The 21,098-nt window shown below is 71.5% G+C and carries 21 protein-coding genes and 1 tRNA gene; 12 read left to right on the top strand and 10 right to left on the bottom strand.

What is annotated here, in order from left to right:
• Window positions 1-17: 17 nt before the first annotated feature.
• The 5 genes from OCEPR_RS07580 to OCEPR_RS07560 are packed head-to-tail and all read left to right on the top strand — an operon-like array spanning window position 18 to window position 3,196.
• On the top strand, window positions 18-242 hold the full coding sequence (locus tag OCEPR_RS07580) for a hypothetical protein (RefSeq protein ID WP_013458125.1): 225 nt from the start codon (window positions 18-20) through the stop codon (window positions 240-242).
• The gene (locus OCEPR_RS07575; RefSeq protein WP_013458124.1) at window positions 232-771 is read left to right on the top strand and encodes a ubiquitin-like small modifier protein 1; all 540 of its coding nucleotides are present in this window, start codon (window positions 232-234) and stop codon (window positions 769-771) included. The genes OCEPR_RS07580 and OCEPR_RS07575 overlap by 11 nt, the downstream gene beginning before the upstream one ends.
• A gap of 2 nt (window positions 772-773) precedes the next feature.
• Window positions 774-1,409 (top strand): GNAT family N-acetyltransferase, encoded by a 636-nt coding sequence (locus OCEPR_RS07570; protein WP_013458123.1) that lies wholly within the window; start codon window positions 774-776, stop codon window positions 1,407-1,409.
• Between the two features lie 33 nt (window positions 1,410-1,442).
• Complete coding sequence (locus OCEPR_RS07565; RefSeq protein ID WP_013458122.1) at window positions 1,443-2,072, top strand: CBS and ACT domain-containing protein; 630 nt, start codon at window positions 1,443-1,445, stop codon at window positions 2,070-2,072.
• Window positions 2,060-3,196 (top strand): acetoin utilization protein AcuC, encoded by a 1,137-nt coding sequence (locus OCEPR_RS07560; RefSeq protein ID WP_013458121.1) that lies wholly within the window; start codon window positions 2,060-2,062, stop codon window positions 3,194-3,196. The genes OCEPR_RS07565 and OCEPR_RS07560 overlap by 13 nt, the downstream gene beginning before the upstream one ends.
• On the opposite strand, the gene OCEPR_RS07555 is transcribed toward OCEPR_RS07560, so the two are convergent.
• The 9 genes from OCEPR_RS07555 to gmk are packed head-to-tail and all read right to left on the bottom strand — an operon-like array spanning window position 3,171 to window position 9,157.
• On the bottom strand, window positions 3,171-3,650 hold the full coding sequence (locus OCEPR_RS07555; RefSeq protein ID WP_013458120.1) for a methylated-DNA--[protein]-cysteine S-methyltransferase: 480 nt from the start codon (window positions 3,648-3,650) through the stop codon (window positions 3,171-3,173). The two genes, OCEPR_RS07560 and OCEPR_RS07555, sit on opposite strands and share 26 nt — an antisense overlap.
• Window positions 3,647-4,252, bottom strand: coding sequence for a TetR/AcrR family transcriptional regulator (locus OCEPR_RS07550; protein WP_013458119.1), 606 nt, complete (start codon window positions 4,250-4,252; stop codon window positions 3,647-3,649). Before OCEPR_RS07550 ends, OCEPR_RS07555 begins: the two co-directional genes overlap by 4 nt.
• 29 nt (window positions 4,253-4,281) lie before the next feature.
• Complete coding sequence (locus OCEPR_RS07545; protein WP_013458118.1) at window positions 4,282-5,019, bottom strand: DUF4388 domain-containing protein; 738 nt, start codon at window positions 5,017-5,019, stop codon at window positions 4,282-4,284.
• On the bottom strand, window positions 5,004-5,876 hold the full coding sequence (thrB, locus tag OCEPR_RS07540) for a homoserine kinase (RefSeq protein WP_013458117.1): 873 nt from the start codon (window positions 5,874-5,876) through the stop codon (window positions 5,004-5,006). Before thrB ends, OCEPR_RS07545 begins: the two co-directional genes overlap by 16 nt.
• Before the next feature lie 11 nt (window positions 5,877-5,887).
• A complete protein-coding gene (locus tag OCEPR_RS07535; RefSeq protein WP_013458116.1) occupies window positions 5,888-6,514 on the bottom strand; it encodes a MarC family protein in 627 nt (208 codons plus the stop codon).
• Complete coding sequence (gene argR, locus OCEPR_RS07530) at window positions 6,511-6,969, bottom strand: arginine repressor (RefSeq protein ID WP_013458115.1); 459 nt, start codon at window positions 6,967-6,969, stop codon at window positions 6,511-6,513. Before argR ends, OCEPR_RS07535 begins: the two co-directional genes overlap by 4 nt.
• Window positions 6,959-8,191 carry a bifunctional phosphopantothenoylcysteine decarboxylase/phosphopantothenate--cysteine ligase CoaBC gene (coaBC, locus tag OCEPR_RS07525; protein ID WP_013458114.1) on the bottom strand — a complete coding sequence of 411 codons (1,233 nt, stop codon included), beginning with the start codon at window positions 8,189-8,191 and terminating at the stop codon, window positions 6,959-6,961. Before coaBC ends, argR begins: the two co-directional genes overlap by 11 nt.
• A 7-nt stretch (window positions 8,192-8,198) precedes the next feature.
• Entirely contained in the window at window positions 8,199-8,501 is a 303-nt protein-coding gene (gene rpoZ / locus OCEPR_RS07520) for a DNA-directed RNA polymerase subunit omega (protein WP_013458113.1), read from the bottom strand.
• A 2-nt stretch (window positions 8,502-8,503) separates the two neighbouring features.
• The gene (gene gmk / locus OCEPR_RS07515; protein WP_013458112.1) at window positions 8,504-9,157 is read right to left on the bottom strand and encodes a guanylate kinase; all 654 of its coding nucleotides are present in this window, start codon (window positions 9,155-9,157) and stop codon (window positions 8,504-8,506) included.
• A gap of 107 nt (window positions 9,158-9,264) precedes the next feature.
• On the opposite strand from gmk, the gene OCEPR_RS07510 reads away from it, so the two are divergent.
• The 7 genes from OCEPR_RS07510 (at window position 9,265) to OCEPR_RS07480 (ending at window position 20,111) form a co-directional block, all read left to right on the top strand.
• Window positions 9,265-10,704: a glycoside hydrolase family 13 protein gene (locus tag OCEPR_RS07510; RefSeq protein ID WP_013458111.1), complete on the top strand. Its 1,440-nt coding sequence runs from the start codon at window positions 9,265-9,267 to the stop codon at window positions 10,702-10,704.
• A gap of 122 nt (window positions 10,705-10,826) precedes the next feature.
• A complete protein-coding gene (locus OCEPR_RS07505; RefSeq protein WP_013458110.1) occupies window positions 10,827-13,712 on the top strand; it encodes an adenosylcobalamin-dependent ribonucleoside-diphosphate reductase in 2,886 nt (961 codons plus the stop codon).
• A gap of 910 nt (window positions 13,713-14,622) precedes the next feature.
• Window positions 14,623-16,935 (top strand): glutamine--tRNA ligase/YqeY domain fusion protein, encoded by a 2,313-nt coding sequence (locus OCEPR_RS07500; protein WP_013458109.1) that lies wholly within the window; start codon window positions 14,623-14,625, stop codon window positions 16,933-16,935.
• A 10-nt stretch (window positions 16,936-16,945) separates the two neighbouring features.
• Window positions 16,946-17,974: an ADP-ribosylglycohydrolase family protein gene (locus OCEPR_RS07495; RefSeq protein WP_013458108.1), complete on the top strand. Its 1,029-nt coding sequence runs from the start codon at window positions 16,946-16,948 to the stop codon at window positions 17,972-17,974.
• A 53-nt stretch (window positions 17,975-18,027) separates the two neighbouring features.
• Window positions 18,028-18,103, top strand: a tRNA-Trp gene (locus OCEPR_RS07490).
• A gap of 74 nt (window positions 18,104-18,177) precedes the next feature.
• Complete coding sequence (locus tag OCEPR_RS07485) at window positions 18,178-18,981, top strand: discoidin domain-containing protein (protein WP_013458107.1); 804 nt, start codon at window positions 18,178-18,180, stop codon at window positions 18,979-18,981.
• Complete coding sequence (locus tag OCEPR_RS07480) at window positions 18,978-20,111, top strand: hypothetical protein (RefSeq protein WP_148229279.1); 1,134 nt, start codon at window positions 18,978-18,980, stop codon at window positions 20,109-20,111. Before OCEPR_RS07485 ends, OCEPR_RS07480 begins: the two co-directional genes overlap by 4 nt.
• Here the strand turns inward: OCEPR_RS07480 and OCEPR_RS07475 are convergent.
• Complete coding sequence (locus tag OCEPR_RS07475) at window positions 20,108-21,082, bottom strand: hypothetical protein (RefSeq protein WP_013458105.1); 975 nt, start codon at window positions 21,080-21,082, stop codon at window positions 20,108-20,110. The genes OCEPR_RS07480 and OCEPR_RS07475 overlap by 4 nt on opposite strands.
• Window positions 21,083-21,098: the final 16 nt, after the last annotated feature.

The raw sequence follows: 21,098 nt of genomic DNA, 5'->3' as shown, positions 1-21,098 counted from the left end.
CGCGTTATCATGAACGCATGGAATCCACGCCGTGGTGGGTGCAGGTCCGGCTCTACCTGACCCTGGTGGTGCTGCTCTTGCTGGCCGTGGTGGTCGGCCTCAACTTCGCGCAGCGCACGCGCTTCTGGTGGTTCGGGGTGCACGAGGTGGCCACCGCCTGGTTCCTGCTGGCCGCGCTGGCCCTGGGGTTCGTCCTGGGGTTGGGCGCGGCCTGGTGGTGGGGGCGGCGCCGTGCGGGTTAACCTCTACGCCACCTTCCGCGACGTGGCCGGGGTGAAGCACCTGGAGCTGGACGGGGCCACCGTCGGCGAGGTGCTCGAGAAGCTGCTCACGCTGCACCCCGAGATGCAGGGCGAGCTCTTCGAGGCCCCGGGGGTGCTCTCGGAGCGGGTCTCGGTCTTCGTGAACGGCCGCGACGTGCGCTACCTCCAGGGCCTGGCCACGCCGGTGGGTCCGGAGGACGTGCTCGACCTCTTCCCGCCGGTGGCCGGCGGGGCGCTCGGCTTCTCGGGGCCCGACCGCGCGGGGGTCTGGCGCGCCGAGCTGGGCGGCGTCTCGCCCTGGCTGCTGGCGGACTACCTGCGCCGTTGGGGGGCGGTCGAGGCGGACGACGGCTGGCGCGTGGACGGGGCCTGGGTGCGTTTTCGCGCGCTGCCCCCGCGGGTGGTGGGCGGGCTGCGCACCAGCCGGCTCGAGGTCGAGGTCGGCGGCGCGGAGGCGCGCCGCTGGGCGGAGCGCATCAGCGTCGGCGCGATGCGCGGCGGGGGTTAGGCGTGGGCGAGCCCGCGGGCGCGCAGGACCGGACGCCGCCGCAGACCGCCGAGCTGTGCATCTGCTGCGACGCCGAGACGCTCGAACGCCACCCCTTCCATCCCGAACTCGACGTCTTCCGCCCGCCCGAGCGCCAGCACGAGGCCCTGGTCAAGCTCGTTCGCTCGGGGGAGGGGTGCGTGAGCGCGGCCTTCGCGGAAGGGGTGACGGTCGCCTACGTCGCCCTGCAGAAGCCCGAACGCTTCGAGCGCTGGAGCTGCGACCCGACCTGCCGCATCTGGGAGCTGGGCGCCGTCGAGGTGGCTCCGGCGTGGCGCGGGCGGGGCCTCGCCCGGAAGCTGCTGGAACGGACCTTTGCGACGGGCTTCTTCGACGATAAGGTCGTGATCGCCCAGCTGCTCTCCTGGCATTACGACACCGAGCGCACCGGCGTGAGCCCCTTCACCTACCGCGAAGCCCTGATCCGGCTCTACCGCAAGGTGGGCTTCCGGGTCTGGCGCACCGACGACCCCGAGATCGCAGGCCGCATCGAGAACGCGCTCATGGCGCGCATCGGGCCCCAGGCGCCTCCCGAGACCGTCGAGCGCTTCCACCAGCTGCGCCTCAAGGGCACCGCCCCCTGGGACTTCCCCTTCTAGTCCGGGCGGTAGACTGGAGAAAACGGAGGTGCGATGCTCGTACGCGATGTGATGCACTCCCCGGTGATCACCATCTCCACCGGGGCCACGCTCGAAGAAGCCAACGCCCTGATGTGGGAGCAGGGCATCCGCCACCTGCCCGTCGTCGAGGGCGGGCGGATCGTCGGCATCATTACCGACCGCGACGTGCGGCTCGCGACCAGCGAGCTCTCGCCCATGCCCTTCACCCCTCAGGCGCGGGTCGAGGAGGTGATGACCACCCCGGTGCTCACCGCCGACCCGCTCGACCCCGTCGAGGAAGCCGCGCGGGTCATGCGCGACCGCAAGATCGGCTGCCTGCCGGTGGTGGACGGCCGTGAGCTGGTCGGCATCATCACCGGCATCGATCTGCTCGACGCGCTGGTGGCGCTCACCGGGGCGCGGCTGCCCAGCGGCCGCGTCGAGGTCCGCCTGCCCGACCGGCCCGGGAAGCTGGCCAAGCTGGCCGCTTTCTTCGCCGAGCGGGGCGTGAACATCCACTCCCTGCTCACCTACCCCGACGAACCCGGTTGGGTGCGCAACGTGCTGCGCGTGGGAAGCCTGGAAACCCGCAAGCTCGCCGACGAACTGCGGGCCGCGGGGTTCGAGGTGCTCTGGCCGCCCGAAAAACCATGGTCCCGGTAGTCTACAGGCCCGAGTACCTGACCTACGACTTCGGGCCGCAACACCCCTTCAGCCCCCAGCGGCTCGCCATGCTGGTCGAGCTGCTCGAGGAGCTCGACCCCGCCTGGGGTCCGGTCGCGGCCGTCCAGGCGCGGCGCGAGGACGTGCTCACGGTCCACGCCGAACGGTTCGTGCGCCGGGTGGAGGCGGCGAGCCAGGGAGCCCCCCCCGACGACCTGGACGAGTACGGTCTGGGGACGAGCGACACGCCGGTCTTCCCCGGCATGGACGCCGCGGCGCGCTGGCTGGTGGGGGGGACGCTCACCGGGGCGCGGCTGGTGAGCGGCGGGACCGCCCGCAGGGTGCTGCAGCTGGGCGGAGGGCTGCACCACGCCCAGTTCGACCGCGCCTCCGGCTTTTGCGTCTACAACGACCTCGCCGTGGCGATCCACCACTTCCTGGAGGCGGGGATGCGGGTGCTTTACGTCGACGTCGACGTCCACCACGGCGACGGGGTGCAGTGGATCTTCTACAAGGATCCGCGGGTGCTCACCCTCTCCCTGCACGAATCGGGCCGTTACCTGTTCCCGGGAACGGGCGGCGTTTTCGAGCTGGGTCAGGGCGGCGGCACCGGGTACAGCTGGAACCTGCCGCTCGAGCCCTACACCGGCGACGCCTGCTACCTCGAGGGCTTCGAGCGGGTCTTCGAGAAGGCGCTGGCCTGGTTCCTGCCCGACGTGATCCTGGTCCAGGCCGGAGCCGACGCCCACTTCCTCGATCCGCTGGCCGACCTGATGCTGACCACCCGGGCCTACGAGCGGATCTTCACCCGCATCCTCGAAGGGGCGGAGCAGTACACCGAAGGCCGGGTGCTCTTCACCCTCGGCGGGGGGTATTCCTTCGACGCCGCGGTGCGGGTCTGGGCGCTGCTCTACTTCCTGCTCAAGGAGCAGCGGCTCCCCGAGCGCCTGCCCGAAGGCTGGCGCAGCCGCTGGGGCCAGCGCCTGGGGCAGACGCTCGGCGCCGAGCTGCACGACACCCACGGACCGCCGCTGGTGCCGCGCCGCCCCGAGATCGAGCGCTACAACCGCAGCAACGTCGACCGGCTGCTCGACGTGGTCAGCAAGTACCTGACGCCGGGTTGACGCCTTCGAACGCGAGCAGCCAGGCCTTGACGCCCTCCATGCCCGCGAAGCCCCCCACGCGCCCGTCCGCGTGGATCACGCGGTGGGCGGGCACGGCCAGCAACCAGGGGACGGCGCGCATCCCCGCCCCGACGGCCCGGGGGTGCAGCCCCAGCGCCCGCCCCACCTGGGCGTAGCTTTGGGTGCGGCCGTAGGGGATGGTTTGCACGTAGCGCCACAGCGCCGCCTGCCGGGGCGTGGCCCCGCTCAGGTCGAGGGCGCCGGCGTAGGCGACGGGTTCGCCCGCGAAGTAGCGCTCGGCGAAGTCCAAAAAGCGCGTCACGTGCGCCCAGCCGGCGCCTTCCGCCTCGTCCTGGGGCGCCCCCGCCAGGTGCACGCGCGTCAGGCCTGCGGCGCTGGCCTCCACGCGCAGCAGACCGATCGGGGTTTCCAGGAAGGCCCAGGAGCGGTTCACGGACGGGCGAGCACGCCCTCGAGGACGATGGTCAGGAACTTCTGCAGCTCGCCGGCGAGGCTGCGGTCGGGGGTGTGCCCGGCCCAGCGCAGCACGGCGAGCAGGAAGGCGTCGGCGATGGAGTTGGCCATGCGGTCGAGGGAGAGGTCGGTGCGCAGGCGGCCGGCGCGCGCCAGCGGGCGCAGGATCTCGGCGACGAACTGGGCCAGGGGCAGGGCTTCGTAGGCGGCGTGCGCCCGCTCCGGGTCGGGGTTGACGAGCTCGTAGGCCAGGTGCGAGAGCAGCTCGCGCCCCAGCTCCTGTTCGCTCAGCTCGGCCAGGCGGTTCCAGAAGGCCTCGAGCACCTCCACCGGTGGGACGCCGTTCTCGAGGGCGGCCTTGGCCTCGCCCCAGGCGAGCTCCAGCAGTTCGGCGCCGTAGTCGAGCAGCACCGCCTCCTTGTAGGGGTAGTAGTTGAAGAAGGTGCCGCGGGAGACGTGGCTGGCCTTGGCGATGTCCACCGCGGTGGTCTGCTGAAACCCGCGCTCCTTGAAGAGCTCGACGGCGGTGCGCAGGATCCGCTCGCGGCGGCGCTGTTTTTGGCGTTCCCGAAGGCCCTGCATGAAGATAGTATACCCGATTCAAAAAGTGATCACGAAGGTGGAGCCGGGGTGTGCTCGAGTTCCCAGGTCAGGTCCCGCAACAGCCAGCCGCGGCCGGGGAAGAGCAGGTCGCCGGCGGCGATGCCTTCGATCAGGTAACGCCGCAGCCGGTTCGGCTCCACGCCCGCGGCGACCAGGTCGCCCAGGTTGGCGCGGCCGTCCATCAGCTGGCTCAGGTCGCCGTCCTCGGGCGGCTTCCTGCGCGCCTGGGGGTGGCGGATGCGCAGGCCGTACCAGGCGTACCGCCCGAGCGGGGTGAGGTCGCCGCTGCGAAGCCCCGTCCAGACGCGTTCCATGGCGATGATCAACGGGACGCCCCAGGCCTTGGCGGCGCCGCGGACGCTGCGCCCGCCCACGAAGACGTCGTAGGGGGGTTCGCCGCCCAGCCCCTCGTAGACGCGCGAGGGGGAGTCGATGACCTCGAGGAAGCGGCGGCATTCGTCGTTGAGGCGCGCCCACTCGCCCAGGAGCGCCTGCATGGGCCGGATCACCTTGCCCGACTGCAGCCCCGGTTCGAAGTGGAAGGCCCCTTCGGGGGCGTGCAGGTCGAAGGCGGCGATGGCCTCGAGCCCTTCCCAGTCGAGGATGCCGCCGCCCACCACCTCCCCGGCCTGCAGGCGCAGCACGAGCGGAGGGCGGCCCTCGATCCGCAGCACGCCGGACTTGCGGCCCGCGTGCAGCAGCTCGAGCAGGTCCACCAGCGGCATCGTGCTCAGGTTGCCTTCCACGTCAACCCCCCTCCTATGCTAAGGGTCAACAGCCGTCCCTCGGGTCCGGCGTAGTCCGCGAGCGCGCGAACGACCTCGGACGCGGCCGCGTCGGTCAGCGCCGCCACGCTGGGCCCGGCGCCCGCCACGAAGGCGGCGAGCGCGCCCGCGGCGCGCGCGGCCTCCAGCGCTTCGGCCGCCCCCGGCATCAGCTCGAGGCGGTAGGGCTGGTGCAGGCGGTCGCGGGCCGCCTCGGCGAGCAGCTCGAGCCGGCCCTGCGCCAGCGCCGCGGCCCAGAGCGCGGCGCGCGCCAGGTTGTAGCGGGCGTCGGCGTGGGGCACCTGCGCCGGCAGCGCGGCCCGCGCCTGGGCGGTGGCCAGCGGCTGGCCGGGTACGGCCACGACGAAGCGCAGCCCGTCGGGCTGCGCGAGCGGGACGTGGGTCAGCGGCTGGGCGAGGGCGAGCTGGAAGCCGCCGAAGACCGCGGGCGCGACGTTGTCGGGGTGGCCTTCGAGCTCCGTGGCGACCGCGAAGACGCCCTCCCTGCCAAGGCGGCCGTCCAGCAGGCGGTCGGCGAGCGCGGCCCCGGCGACGCGCGCCGCGGCGCTCGAGCCGAGGCCGCGTGCCAGGGGGATGGGGTTGAAGAGACGGATCTCGACGGGCGGCGCGGCCTCCCCGGCGCGGGCGAACGCCGCGCGAAAGGCCTCGTGCACCAGGTTGTCGGGGGTGTCGGGGACGTAGCCCTCGCCGCTGTAGTGGAAACGGTCGCTTTCCGCGGGTTCGGCCTCGGCCTCCAGGTAGAGCGCGAGCGCGACCCCGAGCGCATCGAAGCCGCTGCCGAGGTTGGCGAGCGTGGCGGGTACGTAGACGCGCTCCATCTCTTAGGAGTTTAGCCTACCGCCAGGGCCAGGAAGTCGAGGACGCCGTCGGCGATGTACTGCACAGCGAGGGCGGACAGCAGGACGCCCAGCACCCGGGTCACGACGTTGACGCCGGTGCGCCCGAGCAGCCGCGCCAGGCGGGAGGCGAGCACCAGCGCGGCGTAGGCGAGCAGCAGCACGACCACCACCGCCCCCAGGACGATGAAGAAACCTCCGGGGACGTCGCGCGATTCCGCGGTGAGGATCATCACGCTGGTCATGGCGCCGGGGCCCGCGAGCAGCGGGATGGCCAGCGGAAAGACGCTGATGTCCTCGCGCAGGCTGGCCTCGGCCTTTTCCTCGTCGGTTTCGCGTTCGCGGTGGGCGAAGACCATGTCCACGGCGATCTTCAGGAGCAGCAGGCCGCCCGCGACCCGGAAGGCGTCGAGGCTGATCCCCAGGTATTCGAGCAGCGCCGGCCCGAAGAGGGCGAAGGCCAGCAGCACCCCGCCGGCCACCCGAACGGCGCGCCGGGCCATGCGCACCTGGTCCGCGGTGGGGCGTCCGCCGGCGAGCGCGACGAAGACCGGCGCCAGCCCCACCGGGTCCATGACGACGAAGAGGGTCAGCAGCGCCTTGGCCGCGAGCAGGGTCACGCGAGGAAGGCCGCGAAGTCGTCCACGAGCTTTTCGGCGTCGTCCGAGGTGCGCGCGACGACCAGGATGGTGTCCTCGCCCGCGAGGGTGCCCACGATGTCGTCACGGTGCAGCTTGTCGATCAGGAGCGCGATGCCGGTGGCGTGGCCGTCTTCGGTGCGGATCACGAGCACGTTCTCGCCGCGGTCGATGTCCTTCACGAACTCGCGGAAGCGACCCTCGATCTCGCGGGCCACGTCCTCCTCGAGCTGGATCGGGGCCAGCGCGTACTTGTGCTTGCCCTTCCCCAAGGGGATGCGCACGAGCCGCAGCTCGTTGATGTCGCGCGAGACCGTGGCCTGGGTGACGTTGAAGCCTTCCTTCTGCAGCCGCGCGACCAGTTCGGCCTGGGTGGAGATCTCCTCCTTGGATACGATTTCTTGGATCTTCTTGTGCCGTTTCTCCTTATTGGGCATCGCGTTCGGCCTCCTTTGCGATCAGCAGCTCGCGAACGTGGTCGAGGACGCGCTCGGCGACGGCGCGTTTGCGCACGCGTCCGGTCGCCTCGACGCGGCCGTCCGGGAAGAGCAGCTCGACCTCGTTGTGGTCCCCACCGAAGGCGCTGCCGGCCCGGGTGGGGAAGTTGAGGGCGATCAGGTCCAGGTTCTTGCGTTCCAGCTTGGCGCGGGCGCGCTCCCGCCCGGCGCGGGTTTCCATGGCGAAGCCGACGAGGACCTGCCCCGGCGCCTTGCGCCGCCCCAGCTCGGCGAGGATGTCGGGGGTGGGCGCCAGCTCGACCACGTTCTTCCCCTCCTGCTTCGGGGTCTTCTCGCTGGCGGTGCGAGCGGGCCGCCAGTCGGCGACCGCCGCGGCCATGACCACCGCGTCGGTTTCGGGAAAGCGCTCGAGCACCGCCGCATGCATCTCCTCGGCGCGCTCGACGTGCACGACCTCGACCCCCCAGGGCGCGGGCAGCGCCGTGGGGCCGCTGACCAAGATCACGCGGGCGCCGCGGTCGCGTGCGGCCTCGGCGACGGCGTAGCCCATCTTGCCGGAGGAGGGGTTCGAGATGAAGCGCACCGGATCGAAGTACTCGCGGGTGGGGCCCGCCGTCACCAGCACGGTGTAGCCCTCGAGGTCCTTGGGGGTGAGGTGGTAGCGCACGTGTTCGACGATGGTTTCGGGCTCGCTCATGCGGCCCAGACCTTCCCCCTCGCCGACCGCGGCCAGCGCGCCGTGTTCGGGACCCACGAAGGCGTGCCCCCAGGCGCGCAGGCGTTCGACGTTGGCCTGGGTGGCGGGGTGCTGCCACATCTCGGGGTTCATCGCCGGCGCCCAGAGCACCTTGCGCGCGCCGCCCAGGATCGTGGCCGTCGTCAGGTCCTCGGCCAGGCCCGCGGCCGCCCGCGCCAGCCCCGCCGCCGTGGCGGGGGCGACGACGAGCAGGTCGGCCCAGCGCGCCAGGTCGAGGTGGAGCGCGTCGCCCTCGGCGGCGAACCAGCGCGCCTCGGTGGCCACCGGGCCGCCCGCGGCCACCGCCAGGGCGGTCTCGGTGGTGAAGGCAAGGGCGCGGTCGCTGGCGAGCGCGCGCACCTCGAACCCCGCCTCGCGCAGCCGGCGCAGCAGGAACGGCGTCTTCATCGCCGCCACGCCCCCTCCGGCGGCGACCACGACCCGTCCCGACGTGCTGCGGCTCACCTGCGGACTACTCCAGCTCCGGCTCGGTGGGGTAGACCTCTTCCATGACGCGGCTCAGCTTGTCCTCGGGGATGAGGTTCTCCCCGATCACCAGCCGGCCCGATTGCAGCTCGCGCATGGCCCAGGTGACCGGGTTGGGGTCGGGCAGCTCCCCTTCGATGGTCCGCATCTTGGGCCATTCGGGGGGCGCGAGGACGGTGTTCTTGAAGTTGAAGCGCAACAGCTGCTGCGCGCGCTTGGCGATGACCACCGTGAGCTTGTACTTGTTGTCGGTAAGGGCCAGCAGTTTGTCGATTCCAGGTTCCGCCACGGTTACCTCCGTTGCATCCGCTTCGCGATCTCGTCGAGTTCGGCTTCGAGGTCCGGATCGCGCTCCAGGGCGCGCTCGAGCGCCGGGCGCATCCGGTTAACTATACGACGCCTCGCCATGATTATACGTTCAAGGTCGGCCACCGCGTCGGCGAGGAGGTCGTTGACGACCACGTAGTGAAAGCGATCGGCCAGCGCGATCTCCTCGCGCGCGCGCTCGAGCCGCTTCTCGATCTTCTCGAGGGTGTCCTTCCCGCGCAGCAGCAGACGCTGCCGCAGCTCGCTGAGGGAGGGGGGAATGACGAAGATCAGCTGGGCCTCGGGCATCTTCTCGGCCACCTGCAGGGCCCCCTGCACCTCGATCTCGAGCAGCACGTCCTCGCCGCGCTCGAGCGCCCGTTCCACCGGCGCGCGGGGCGTGCCGTAGCTGTGGTCCACGTAGGTGGCGTACTCGAGGAACCCGCCTTCGCGCTTCGTGCGCTCGAAGGTGGCCTCGTCGACGAACCAGTAGTCGATCCCGTGGCGTTCGCCCTCGCGCGGCGGGCGCGTCGTCATCGAGATCGAGTAGTGCAGCTTGACGCGCTCCATCAGGCGGGCACGCAGCGTACCCTTCCCCACCCCCGAAGCGCCGGTCATGACGAACAGGTCTCCTCGCACCGTCTCCCCCTAGCCGCGCTGGAAGCGCGTACCCCTGAATATTGCATGGATAACGGGGGTTATGCAACCGCGCAGCGACCCGTGGCTTGGGGGTAGCATGGTGCACGATGAAGCCACCGGACTGGGTCACCGACGCCGCCTTCTACCAGATCTTCCCGGACCGTTTTTACCGCTCCGGCCGGCCGGCCGCGCATCCGCGGCCCGCGGACGCCTACGAGCCCTGGGACGGCCCGCCCACCGTCCGCGGGTTCAAGGGGGGCGACCTCTGGGGCGTGGCCGAGAAGCTCGACTACCTCGTCGAGCTGGGGGTGAACGCGATCTACCTCAACCCCGTCTTCGCCTCGAGCGCCAACCACCGCTACCACACCAGCGACTACTTCCGCGTCGATCCCATCCTGGGCGGGGACGCGGCGCTGCGGCACCTGCTTGATGCGGCCCACGCGCGCGGTCTGCGGGTGATCCTCGACGGCGTCTTCAACCACACCGGGCGGGGGTTCTTCGCGTTCCAGCACCTGCTCGAGAACGGCCCCGCGAGCCCTTACCGCGACTGGTACCACGTGAAGGGCTTCCCCCTGCACGCCTACGGCGGCCGGCCCAACTACTCCGCCTGGTGGGACAACCCCGAGCTGCCCAAGCTGCGCACCGAAACGCCCGCGGTGCGGGACTACCTGCTCGACGTGGCCGAGTACTGGATCCGCTTCGGCGCCGACGGCTGGAGGCTCGACGTGCCCGAGGAGATCGCCGACATGAAGTTCTGGTCGGCGTTCCGCGAGCGGGTCAAGGGGGCGAACCCGGAGGCCTACCTGGTGGGCGAGATCTGGCACGAGGCCCCCGACTGGGTGGCGCCTGCGGGCCCCTTCGACGGGGTGATGAACTACCCCTTGGGCCGGGCGGTGCTGGGCTTCGTCGGCGGCGAAGCCTTCGACCGCGACCTGGCGGCCCGCAGCGGCCTGGGGGCCGTGCCCGCGCTGGACGCCCCCGCTTGGGTGGAGCGGGTGGCCGAGGTGCTGGGGCGGTACCCCGAGGCGGTTGTCCGGGCCCAGCTCAACCTGCTGACCAGCCACGACACCCCCCGCCTGTACACGATGATGCGCGACCACGCCGGCCGTGCGGCGCTGGCGCTCGAGCTCCTCGCCGTCCTGCCGGGGGCGCCCAACCTGTACTACGGCGACGAGATCGGCCTCCCGGGCGTCCACGACCCCGACAACCGCCGGGCTTTCCCCTGGGGCCACCCCGAGCGCTGGAACCACGAGGTGCGCGACCGGGTCCGCGCCGTCCTGAAGTTGCGCGGGGAGCACGACGACCTGCGCGGCGGCGGGTTCGAGGCCTGGTGGGCCGAGGGGGCCCGGGCGGCCTTCGCGCGGGGACGGTACCGGGTGACGGTCAACGCCGACGCCCGGACCTGGACGCTGGACCTGCCCTGCCCGGCCCCGCACGCCCGTTTCCGGGGCCTGCTGCACGAAGGTCGGCTCGACTGCCGCGGAGGCCGTCTGCGCGGGGCGGAACTGCCCCCGTGGACGCTGGAGGTCTGGGCGCCGCTCCAATAGGTGCGCAGAACCGCCCCCGCACCCCCAACGAGTGGTATATTGGTCAGCGTACACAACCAGATGTTGTGTTAAATCGGGGTTAAAACGTTTCGTTCTTTGTTGCATACGAGGGGTTCGCACGCATGAACACATCCATCTTTGACGAGCACGCCAAAGCCATTGCCGAACGCCAGTACTTGCAGCCCGGGGACGGCGACGTCTTCGGCATCTTCCGCCGCGTCGCCGACTGGGTGGCGCTGCCGGAGGACGAGGCCACCCGCAGCGGCTGGGCCGACACCTTCTACGAGCTGATGGCCACCAAGCGCTTCTGCCCGGGCGGCCGCGTCCTCGCGGGCGCCGGCACCGCGCACGGCAACGTCCTCAACTGCTTCGTGCAGGGGGCGACGGCGCACCCGCCCGCGAGCTTCGAGGGCATCATGGAGGTCGCCAAGAAGCTGGCCCTGGTAACCAAGGTGGGCGGCGGAAACGGCGTGAACCTGGACCCCTACGTGTACCGGGAAAGGCCCGTGGGGGTGGTGCGCGGCATCGCCTACATGGACGCCGCCCACCGCGACGTCGAGGACTTCATCCGCGGCTTGATGCGGCCTTCCAACAACCCCGACGGCGACAAGGTGCCCCATCCGGTGCGCAACTGGACGCGGGTCATCTACGGCGACCTGGGGCCCGAGCTCACCGCCTTGGCGCGCCGCCACGGCGTGCTGACCGTGCCCGTGCGGCCCGACGACGTCATCGTGGTCCGCGACGACATGGGCGGCATCATGGACGCCGCGGCCGAAGCGGCGCGGCTGGCGCTCGCGGGCGAGGAGCCGCGGGTGGACTTCAGTCAGCTGCGGCACGAAGGGGCCGAGGTCAAGAGCTCGGGCGGCACCGCCAGCGGGCCGGTCAGCTACCTGCTCGAGATCTACGACAACTTCCTCGAGTGGGCCAACCGCGGCGGCCCCGACGCCGGTCCGGTGGCCACGCTGCGCTACGTCTACGCCCCCGTCCTGCGCGTGGTGCGGCAGGGCGGCACCCGGCGCGGCGCGGGCATGGCCACGATCGACGTGGCCCACCCTGACGTGCTCGACTTTCTCACCGCCAAGGACCTCGACCGCGAGGCGGCCGAGGGCGACATCTCCACCTTCAACATCTCGATCCTGGCCACCGACGCCTTCGTGGAGGCGTTGGAAAAGGACGAGCTCTGGCCGGTGCGCCTGCGCCCGGTCCCGGGCAAGTACTACCTGCAGCCCGTCGAGGGGGCCTACACCGGCGAGTGGCCCGAGCTGGGCGTGGCCGAGGACGGCGCCCGGCCGGTCCCGGTCTACGAGGGCGGCGTGCCCGCGCGCTGGATCTGGCACGAGGTGGCCTGGCACGCCTGGGCCACCGGGGAGCCGGGGCTCATCTTCATCGACCGCGTCAACGAGAAGTCGGCCCTCAAGGGGTTGGGCGAGCGGTGGCAGATCCGCGCCACCAACCCCTGCGGCGAGATCCCGCTCACCGTGGGCGAGCCCTGCGACCTGGGCGCGCTCAACCTGGCGGCCTACGTCGAAGACGGCGCCTTCGACTACGAGGCCTTCCGGCGCGACGTGCGCACGGCGGTGCGCTTTCTCGACAACGTGCTCGACGTCAACGTCTTTGCCCTCGAGGACAACCGCGAGGCCAGCCAGCAGCTCCGCCGCCTGGGGCTCGGGGTGATGGGGTTGGCCGACGCGCTCATCAAGATGGGCCTGCCCTACGACTCCGAAGCCGCGCGCGAGGCGGTGTGGAAGATCATGTCGGTGATGCGCGAGGAGGCCCTGGCGGCCTCGGAGGCGCTGGGCGCCGAGCGCGGCGTCTTCCCGCTCTACGAGGAAGAGGCCGAATACTTTGGCCGCATGGGCATCAAGCCGCGGCGCAACCTGGCCGTGCTCACCGTGGCCCCCACGGGCACGACGAGCATGCTCATGGGCGTCTCCAGCGGCATCGAGCCGGTCTTCAGCCCCTTCGTCTGGCGCCGCATCGGCGGCGAGTACAAGCCGCTGGTGCACCCGCTCTTCCAGGAGCTGATGGAGCAGCACCCGCCCCACCCCGACTGGGAGAAGGACGGCACCTGGGACTGGGACAAGCTCATCGCCGCCATCCAGGAGAACCACGGCTCGGTGCAGGGGCTCGAGGTCGTGCCCGAGTCCATCCGCGCCGTCTTCAAGTGCGCCCACGACGTCAGCCCGCTCGACCACGTGCGCATGCAGGGCGTGGTCCAGCGCGCCTTCGATGCCGAGGGTTACGTGGGCAACTCGCTTTCCAAGACGATCAACCTGCCCCACGAGGCGAGCGTCGAGGACGTGGAAGCGGCCTACACCGAGGCCTACCGCACCGGTTGCAAGGGGGTCACCGTTTACCGTGACGGCAGCCGCGACTACCAGGTGCTTTCGGTGACGAAGGAGGAGGAAACGGAGGACGACGCCGCGCCGGCGGCCGCCCCCGACCCCTCGGAACCCGCGGCCGAGGCCCCCGCGGCGCGCCCCGGCAAGCCGGTGCACGAACGCCCCGCCCGCCTCTTCGGCTTCACCGACATGGTCAAGCTCACCAGTTCGGAGGGGTCGCGCCACTCCTACCTGGTCACCGTCAACATGGCCGGGGGGCACCCCATCGAGGTCATCATCACCTCGGGGAAGGCGGGCGATGAGGCCAACGCCGACAGCGAGGCGCTGGGCCGCGTGGTCAGCATCGCGCTCCAGTACGGGGTGCCGCCCGAGGCCATCGTCAAGACCCTGCGCGGCATCAACGGCGGGCTCTACGGCAACTACCACAAGCGCTTCGTGGCCAGCAAGGCCGACCTGATCGCGGTGGCGCTCGAGTCCATCCCCCATTTCCCGGAGGGCGCCGAGGCGGACGCGGAGGCGGCGCCGGTGGCCCAGGAGCCGCCCAAGGTGCAGGTGCCCACGGGCCCGGGCAACAGCGCGAACGCCTGCCCCGAGTGCGGCGCGCCGCTGAAGGTGGAGGACGGCTGCCTGACCTGCGAGGTCTGCGGCTATTCGAAGTGCGGCTAGATCGGGTTCCATTCGCGCCTTTGGGGGCGGCGTGGCCGCCCCCATGCGGTTTATTTGGGTACGGGACGTAGACTTGCCGCGGGGCGGAAGGCCAATCTTCGACTCTTGCATCACCCCACCCTGACCCTCCCCCAGGGGAGGGAGGTTTATTTCGCAGCGAGTAATTCGTCATTCCAGCCAAGCAGGCCCTTGGCCTGCGCGAGCTGGACCTGCCCCCGCGAAAGCGGGGGATCCAGAGCTTAAAGCATGGTGAACGCTGCGGTTTGTTTGACGGCCGACTTTAAAGCCTCCCCCTTGGGGGAGATGGCGGCGTAGCCGCCAGAGGGGGGTTGTTTGCTGGAATGCCGGATGTGGGGTGTAGGGGGTGGGATGTGGGCGGGTCATGGTTCGGATGGTGAACGTTCGGCTTCATAACACCCACAACCCCCTCCCCGGCCCTCCCCAAGGGGGAGGGCGTTTTGTTTTCGCGGCGACCAAATCGTGGCGTTCGGGCGCGGCATGGGCCCGATGGGTCGGCTTCGCCGGGATGTGGGGTGTGGGGTGTAGGGGGTAGGTGGTAGGAAGACTCAACTTCGTGTTCTGATGTGTTGTGTCCAAGCCCCTTCGTGTGCTTCTGAAAAATGAACTCCACCTCCCACATCCCACCCCCTACATCCTGCCTTTCCTGTATCCCCCGGCGAGCGAGCTGTTAGCGAATGAGACCCGGGAGCCCGCCCTGAACTAGATTCAGGGCCTGCCCCGGACTTGATCCGGGGTCCATGCCGGGCGGGAAGCCGAGATTCGGTTGCCGCTGACGGGCCCGCCACAGGCTACGGGCTACAGGCCACGAGCTTCCTCGTCGCCACGTACTGCGTCGCCTGCTCCACCCCCTCCACCTGCGCCCGTGCCCCGCAGCCGTTAACATAAGCGCATGCCGGCTTCGCGCATCCCCCCGGACGCTGGGCGTCTGGTGCCCCCCAACTTCATCACCGAGATCATCGACGAAGACCTGCGCTCGGGGAAGTACGACGAGATCGTCACCCGCTTTCCCCCCGAGCCCAACGGTTTTCCTCACATCGGCCACGCCATCGCCAGCTTCATTGACTGCGGCATCGCCCGCGACTACCGGGGGCGCTGCCACCTGCGCATGGACGACACCAACCCGCTCACCGAGGAGATGCGCTACGTCGAGGCCATCAAGCGCGACATGGCCTGGCTGGGGTGGGACTGGGGCGAGCACTTCTACTTCGCCTCCGACTACTTCGACCGCCTCTACGAGCTGGCCGAGCAGCTCATCAAGGAGGGCAAGGCCTACGTCGACTCGCTGAGCGAAGAGGAGATCCGCGAGTACCGGGGAACGGTGGAAAAGCCGGGCCGGCCCAGCCCCTACCGCGAGCGCTCGGTGGAAGAAAACCTCGATTTGTTCCGCCGCATGGCGGCGGGGGAGTTCGAGGAGGGGGCGCACGTGCTCCGGGCCAAGATCGACATGAGCGCGCCCAACATGAAGCTGCGTGACCCCATCCTCTACCGCATCCTCAAGGCCGAGCACTACCGCACGGGTGACCGTTGGAAGGTCTACCCGATGTACGACTTCGCCCACCCGCTTTCCGACTACATCGAGGGCGTCACCCACTCGCTGTGCTCCTCGGAGTTCATCGACAACCGGGCGGTCTACGACTGGCTGGTGGAGAACCTGGCCGGCAAGTGCGGCCTGCCCGAGTGGCCGCGGCCGAAGCAGATCGAGTTCGGCCGCCGCAGCCTCGAGTACACCGTGGTCAGCAAGCGCAAGCTGATCCAGCTGGTCGAGCGCGGCCTGGTGGACGGCTGGGACGACCCGCGCCTGCCCACGCTGGCGGGCCTGCGCCGGCGCGGGGTGCGGCCCCAGGCGCTCATCGCCTTCGCCCGCAAGGTGGGCATCAGCCGCACCGACCGCACCGTGGACATCGCCTTACTGGAGTGGGCCATCCGCGACGACCTCAACCCCATCGCCCCGCGGGTGATGGCGGTGACCGAACCGCTCAAGCTGGTGCTCACCAACTACCCCGAAGGCAAGCTGGAGGAGCTGGAAGCCCCCTACTTCCCGCCCGACGTGGGCAGGCCGGGCAGCCGCAAGGTGCCCTTCGGGCGCGAGCTGTGGGTGGAGCGTTCCGACTTCGCGCTCGAGCCCCCCAAGGGCTGGAAGCGGCTCGTCGTCGGCGGTCACACCCGCCTACGCCACGCCTACGTGGTGCGCATCGACGAGGCGGTCACGAACGACGCCGGCGAGGTGGTGGCGCTGCGCGGGGTCTACCTGCCGGACACCCTGGGCAAGAACCCCGAGGGCGTTAAGGTGAAGGGGGCGGTCCACTGGGTGGCGGCGGCCGAAGCGCTGGCGGCCGAGTTCCGCCTCTACGACCGGCTCTTCAAGGTGCCCTTCCCCGACGCCGGCGAGGGCAGCTTCCTCGACCACTACAACCCCGACTCGCTCAAGGTCTTGCAGGGCTACGTGGAGCCGAGCGTGGCCACCGACGACCCCGATACCCGCTACCAGTTCGAGCGGCTGGGCTACTTCTGGCGCGACCCGGAGCGGGGCCGCGGGGAGAAGCCGGTCTTCAACCGCATCATCACCCTCAAGGACACCTGGAAGAAGGCAGGTGCGCAAAAGCAGGAGGCCAGGCCCGAGCCCAGGCCCGAAAAGAAGGCCGAACCCGAGGACAAGGTGGCGGCGCTCGCGCCCGAGGCGCGCGAGGTCTACGAGCGCTGCCGGCACCTGGGCGTGGGCGAGGCCGAGGCGCTGCAGATCGCGCGGGACGAGCGGCTGCGCACCTACCTGGAGGACTGCTCGGCCTACGGCCCCCCGGCGCTGGCCGCGCCCTGGGTGGTGCACGTGCTGGGCAAGGCCATCCGGGCCGGCGAGGCGGGGGTCGAGCCGCAGGCGCTGATGGCGCTGCTGGCCGAGCTGGAGAAGGGCGCCTTCGACCGCAGCGTGGCCAAGCAGGCCCTCGAGGAGGCGCTCGCGCGCGGGGGCGACCCGCTCGAGCGGGCGCGGGCGCGGGCCGCGGACCGGCTGTCCGCGGAGGCGCTCGCGGAGCTGGTGCACGAGGTGCTGGCGGCCCACCCGGACGAGGTGGCAGCCTACCGCGCGGGCAAGCGCGGACTGATGGGCTTCTTCGTCGGCCGGGTGATGCGCGCGAGCGAAGGGCGGGCCGACCCGAAGCAGGTCCAAAGCGTGCTCAGCCAACAATTGGACCGCGGCTCCGCGTAAAATTGGGGACGTGGAAACCGCCTGGCCGCAGGTGCGCCGGGCGCTCGAGGCGGAGGGTTGGAACCTGGAAGCCTTCGAGCGACCGCTCACCTGGCCGTTTGATCCCCGGCCGCTGACGGTGGGCCGGGTGCGCGGGACGCTGTTCGGCGTCGCCATCGGCGACGCTTTGGGCGCCCCGGTCGAGGGGCGTCCGGGCGCCGACGGGGCCGCGGGCCCGGTGCGCCGTTTGCGGCCGCACAACGGACGCCCCGCGGGCACGGTTACCGACGATACGCAGCTCACCCTGGCGGTCGCGACGAGCTTGCTCGAGCGCGGCACCCTCGACCCCGAGGACCTGGTGCGGCGTTTCCTGGATGCGGAGCCGGAGCTGGTGGCGGCGGGATGGGCCACCCGTCAGGCCCTGGAGCGGCTGGGCCGCGGCGCGGCTTGGTGGCTGGCCGGGAGCGCGTCCGCGGGAAACGGAGCGGCCATGCGCGCCGCCCCGGCGGGGTTGTTCTGCGAGTCCCCGGACGCGATCCGCCGGGCGGCCTTCCTGCAGGCCCTGGTGACGCACCGCGACCCCAGCGCCGTGGCCAGCTCGATCGTCCATGCGCTCTGGGTCGGCTGGCTGGCGCGCGGGGGTCCGGCGGACGCGGAGGTGCTGGCTTGGCTGGCGGCGGCGGTGGAAGGGTTGGAGCGTCCGCTGGCGAGCCGGCACCGCAAGCGCCGGAGCGTGACGCTGGCGGGGCTCCTGCAGGAGGTGGAGGGTTTCCTGGGGCGGCCGCAGGAGGCGTTCGAGCACTTCCGGACCGGCGCCTTCGTGCTCGAGTCGTTCCCCAGCGCCGCCGCCGTCTTCCTCAGCCATCCCGAAGACCCCGAGGCGACCTACCTCACCCTGGTGAACGCGGGGGGCGACACCGACACCATGGGGGCGCTCGCCGGAGCCTGGCTCGGCGCCTACCTGGGCGACCGGGGCCTGCGCTCGCGCACCCCTTCGGACTGGTGGCGGGTGAGCGCTGCCGCCGAGATCGAGCGCATCAGCCGCCTGGGCACGTCCTAGCCGCCGTTTGCTTGCCCCATTCGGGGGCGCGTGCTAGAATCGCCGTTGCGTAGGGGCCGCTAGCTCAACTGGCAGAGCACCGGTCTCCAAAACCGGGGGTTGGGGGTTCGAGTCCTCCGCGGCCCGCCAAACGCCCCAGCTGCGGCTGGGGCTTTTGTCGTGCAGGCGACCTTCCGGGGCGCGCGCAAGGGGTGTACTGGGGCATGCGCTTCGTATCCGTGGTGACCCTGATCGCCGGATTTCTGGGCGCGGCGTACGCCGTGCCGCCGGTCGTCGAACCCGTCGAGCCCTTTCTGGCCGCGCCGCCCGAGGTGCGGTTCGGTCCCGAAGGGCAGGCCTGGCTGGAGCTCGCGACGACGATCGACCTGGCCTGCGTCGTCGTCTACGGCGAGGACGAAGGCTTCGGCCGCATGGCCCTCGACGCGGCCATGGGGGCCGCCGCCCACCGGGAACACCGCATCGCCTTCGGCCGGCTCGAGCCCGGCCGCAGCTACGCTTACCGCTTGCAGGGCAGCGACCCCTCGGGCCGCCTTTTCGCGAGCCGCACCTACCGCTTCACCGCGCCCCGGGCCTCCGCCGCCGCCCCGCTCAACCTGGCGCGGCTGGGGCTGGGGGCCCGGGTGGCCGCCGTTTCCAGCAACTACGGGGGCGCGGCGAACGACGCCCGCTGGGGCGCGAACGCCGCCCTCGACGGCGACCCGGCGACGGAGTGGTCGTCGGACGGCGACGGCGACGCCGCCTTCCTCACCGTCGAGCTGCCCCGCGAGGTCGAGGTGGCCGCCTTCGGGTTCTGGACGCGCACCATGGGCTCGAGCGCCCAGGTGCGGAGCTTCGTCGTCGAGGACGAAGCGGGCCGGGTCTACGGCCCCTTCGAGCTCGATGGGGCCGAGCGGATGGACCTCTTCCCGGTCGAGAACGCGCGCGGCCGCCGCTTCACCTTCCGGGTGCGAAGCTCGAGCGGGGGCAACACCGGCGCGGTCGAGGTGGGGGTGTTCGCGAAGCCGTGAGGCGGGCGCTTGCGGGGGCCATGCTGGCCGCGCTGGCGCTGGCCGCGGCGCCGCAGGCGCGGCTGCCCGCTGCGGCGGTCTGGATCGAGGTCGCCCGGGGCGGGGTCTACGCGCTCACCTCCGCGGGCACGGTCTGGCGGCTGGAGGCGGGCGGGGCCGTACCGCTCGCCGGCCGCTGGCGGCCCGGCTTCCTCACCGCCTGCGGCCCGGACGTGCTGGCCGTGAGCGCCGAGGGCCGCCTCGGTCGTCCGGGCGCGCCCTGGCTTTCGAACGTCGCCGTGGCCCCGGACGCCCGCCCCGCCTGCCGCGATGGCAGGGTCTTCGCACTGGGGCCCGGAGGCGCGGAGCTCCTGCGGCTGGACGGCGAGCTGCGGCTCGAGCTCCGGCGCCCCGCGGGCGCGCTGCCCGACGCCCAGCCGGTCTGGGTCGAGGGTCCGCAAGGCGCGGCGCTCGCCCTCCTGACCGGCCCCACCGCCCGCTACCGGCACGGTGTGCTGGGCGACGGCGTCGAAGCCGAGGCCCTGACCCTCTTCGATCCCGAGACCCTCGAACCCGTAGCCGCCTACCGTCCCGGACCGCCGGCCGTGCTGGAGCAGCTGCGGGCGCTCCCCGCCGGCCCCGGTCGCGTGCTGGTGACGCGCTCGCACCCCGACGCCGGCGCCGGGCTGGTGCTGCTGGCCTGGAGCGAAGCCGGCCTCGAGCCCGCCGCCGAGGGGCGGCCCATGGGGCGCGCCTTTCGCTGGCTCAACGCCTTCGCGGCCGCCCCCGACCGCGTCTATGCGGTGCACACGCCCCACATCGGCGGCCCCCTGGCCGTCTACGTCCTGCCCGGCCTGGGCCTGCGCACCCACGCCCTGGGCGTCACCGCCCACGCGCTGGGTTCGCGCAACCTCGACCTGGCCGTGCGCCTGGGCCGCGGCGCGGCGGGCGACGTACTGGTGCTCGCGGGCTTCGGCGCGCCCGAGCTGGTCGTCGTCGACTGCGGGGCCGAAACCTGCAGGGTGCGCCGCCGGCTGCCGCTGCCGGAGCGGATCGCGTCCAACCTGGCCTACGCCCCCACCCCGCGGGGGTGGCGGGTCTACGCGGGCGGGGCGCGGGGCGGCGTCTTCGCCTTCGAGGTGGCGCGTTAGGGCCGGCGGGCGCGGCCCGAGTCGGGGTCGAGCATCAGCGAGCTCGTGTCCACCGCTTCGAAGTCCGAGCCCTTGACGCGCCGCAACTCGGCGACCAGGGTGTCGTTGTCCCAGCGGTCGTCGGGTGCGCCGCTGATGAACCAGTCGCTGCCGTTGTCGGCCAGGATCATGCCGTACTTCTTGAGCGCCTCGAGGACGACCCGCACCTCGGGGGAGAAGCCGCTGGTGTCGAAGTCGGCCCGCAGCCGCAGCCGCAGCCCCATCGGCGGCAGGTCGGGGTCGGTCGCCGAGGAGGCGTAGTGGCGCGCCGGCCAGAGGTAGGCCCGCTGGGTTACCGAGGCCGTAAAGCGCAGGGCGTGGCGGATTTCGCCCGCGGCAACCTCGTCGTAGCGCACCAGGCCCGGCAGGATCGCGAGCCCCGCGGCGTCGGCGGAGGTCCAGCCGTCCGGCCGCAGCGCGTACCCTTTCAGGTCGAAGACGGCGCCGCTGCCGGCGCTCCAGGTGGCCCCCGTGAGGTCGACGTCGAAGAGCTCGTAGAGCTTGCAGGCGTCGGTGTCGAGCACGATCAGGTGACGGTCGGACCCGCCTTCGATCCTGGGGTTCGCAGGCACCGGGTAGGGGCCGGGGTCGCTTTCGTCGGCGTAGTCGAAACGAAAGGCGTACCTCGGGGTGGCGGTATCCGCAAGGTTGTAGGGGATGCCGATCGGCGCACCTTCCCAGAGACCGGCGCCGAAGTCGGGGTGCAGGCCGGTGTCGGCGCCAATGCTGGCAATGTAGGCCGCGGAGTTGGGGTGGACGGGCAGCCCGTCTACGGGCGTGTTCCAGACGTGGTCTTCGGGGAAGACGGGGCATCCCCCGAGCCGGGGACCGCTTCCCGGCGGTTCGGGGCGGGGTTCGGGCCGCGCGGCCAGACAGCCGGATAGGAGCGTAAGCGCTAGAAGCGACAGCAGCAACAACCTTGATCGGAACATGCCCCAGTTTACACAA

Origin of the sequence: Oceanithermus profundus DSM 14977 (genome assembly GCF_000183745.1) — a bacterium.
In the GTDB taxonomy this organism is placed as follows: domain Bacteria; phylum Deinococcota; class Deinococci; order Deinococcales; family Marinithermaceae; genus Oceanithermus; species Oceanithermus profundus.
The sequence above is the reverse complement of the archived record's forward strand: the minus strand, read 5'-3'. Positions and strand labels throughout refer to the sequence as shown.

Coding starts and splice junctions, on each gene's coding strand:
- OCEPR_RS07510 (WP_013458111.1), top strand. CDS start 9,265: ATGAAGCCACCGGACTGGGTCACCGACGCCGCCTTCTACCAGATCTTC.
- OCEPR_RS07505 (WP_013458110.1), top strand. CDS start 10,827: ATGAACACATCCATCTTTGACGAGCACGCCAAAGCCATTGCCGAACGC.
- OCEPR_RS07485 (WP_013458107.1), top strand. CDS start 18,178: ATGCGCTTCGTATCCGTGGTGACCCTGATCGCCGGATTTCTGGGCGCG.
- OCEPR_RS07550 (WP_013458119.1), bottom strand. CDS start 4,252: ATGCAGGGCCTTCGGGAACGCCAAAAACAGCGCCGCCGCGAGCGGATC.
- argR (WP_013458115.1), bottom strand. CDS start 6,969: ATGCCCAATAAGGAGAAACGGCACAAGAAGATCCAAGAAATCGTATCC.
- thrB (WP_013458117.1), bottom strand. CDS start 5,876: ATGGAGCGCGTCTACGTACCCGCCACGCTCGCCAACCTCGGCAGCGGC.
- OCEPR_RS07565 (WP_013458122.1), top strand. CDS start 1,443: ATGCTCGTACGCGATGTGATGCACTCCCCGGTGATCACCATCTCCACC.
- OCEPR_RS07500 (WP_013458109.1), top strand. CDS start 14,623: ATGCCGGCTTCGCGCATCCCCCCGGACGCTGGGCGTCTGGTGCCCCCC.
- OCEPR_RS07580 (WP_013458125.1), top strand. CDS start 18: ATGGAATCCACGCCGTGGTGGGTGCAGGTCCGGCTCTACCTGACCCTG.
- OCEPR_RS07560 (WP_013458121.1), top strand. CDS start 2,060: ATGGTCCCGGTAGTCTACAGGCCCGAGTACCTGACCTACGACTTCGGG.
- OCEPR_RS07475 (WP_013458105.1), bottom strand. CDS start 21,082: ATGTTCCGATCAAGGTTGTTGCTGCTGTCGCTTCTAGCGCTTACGCTC.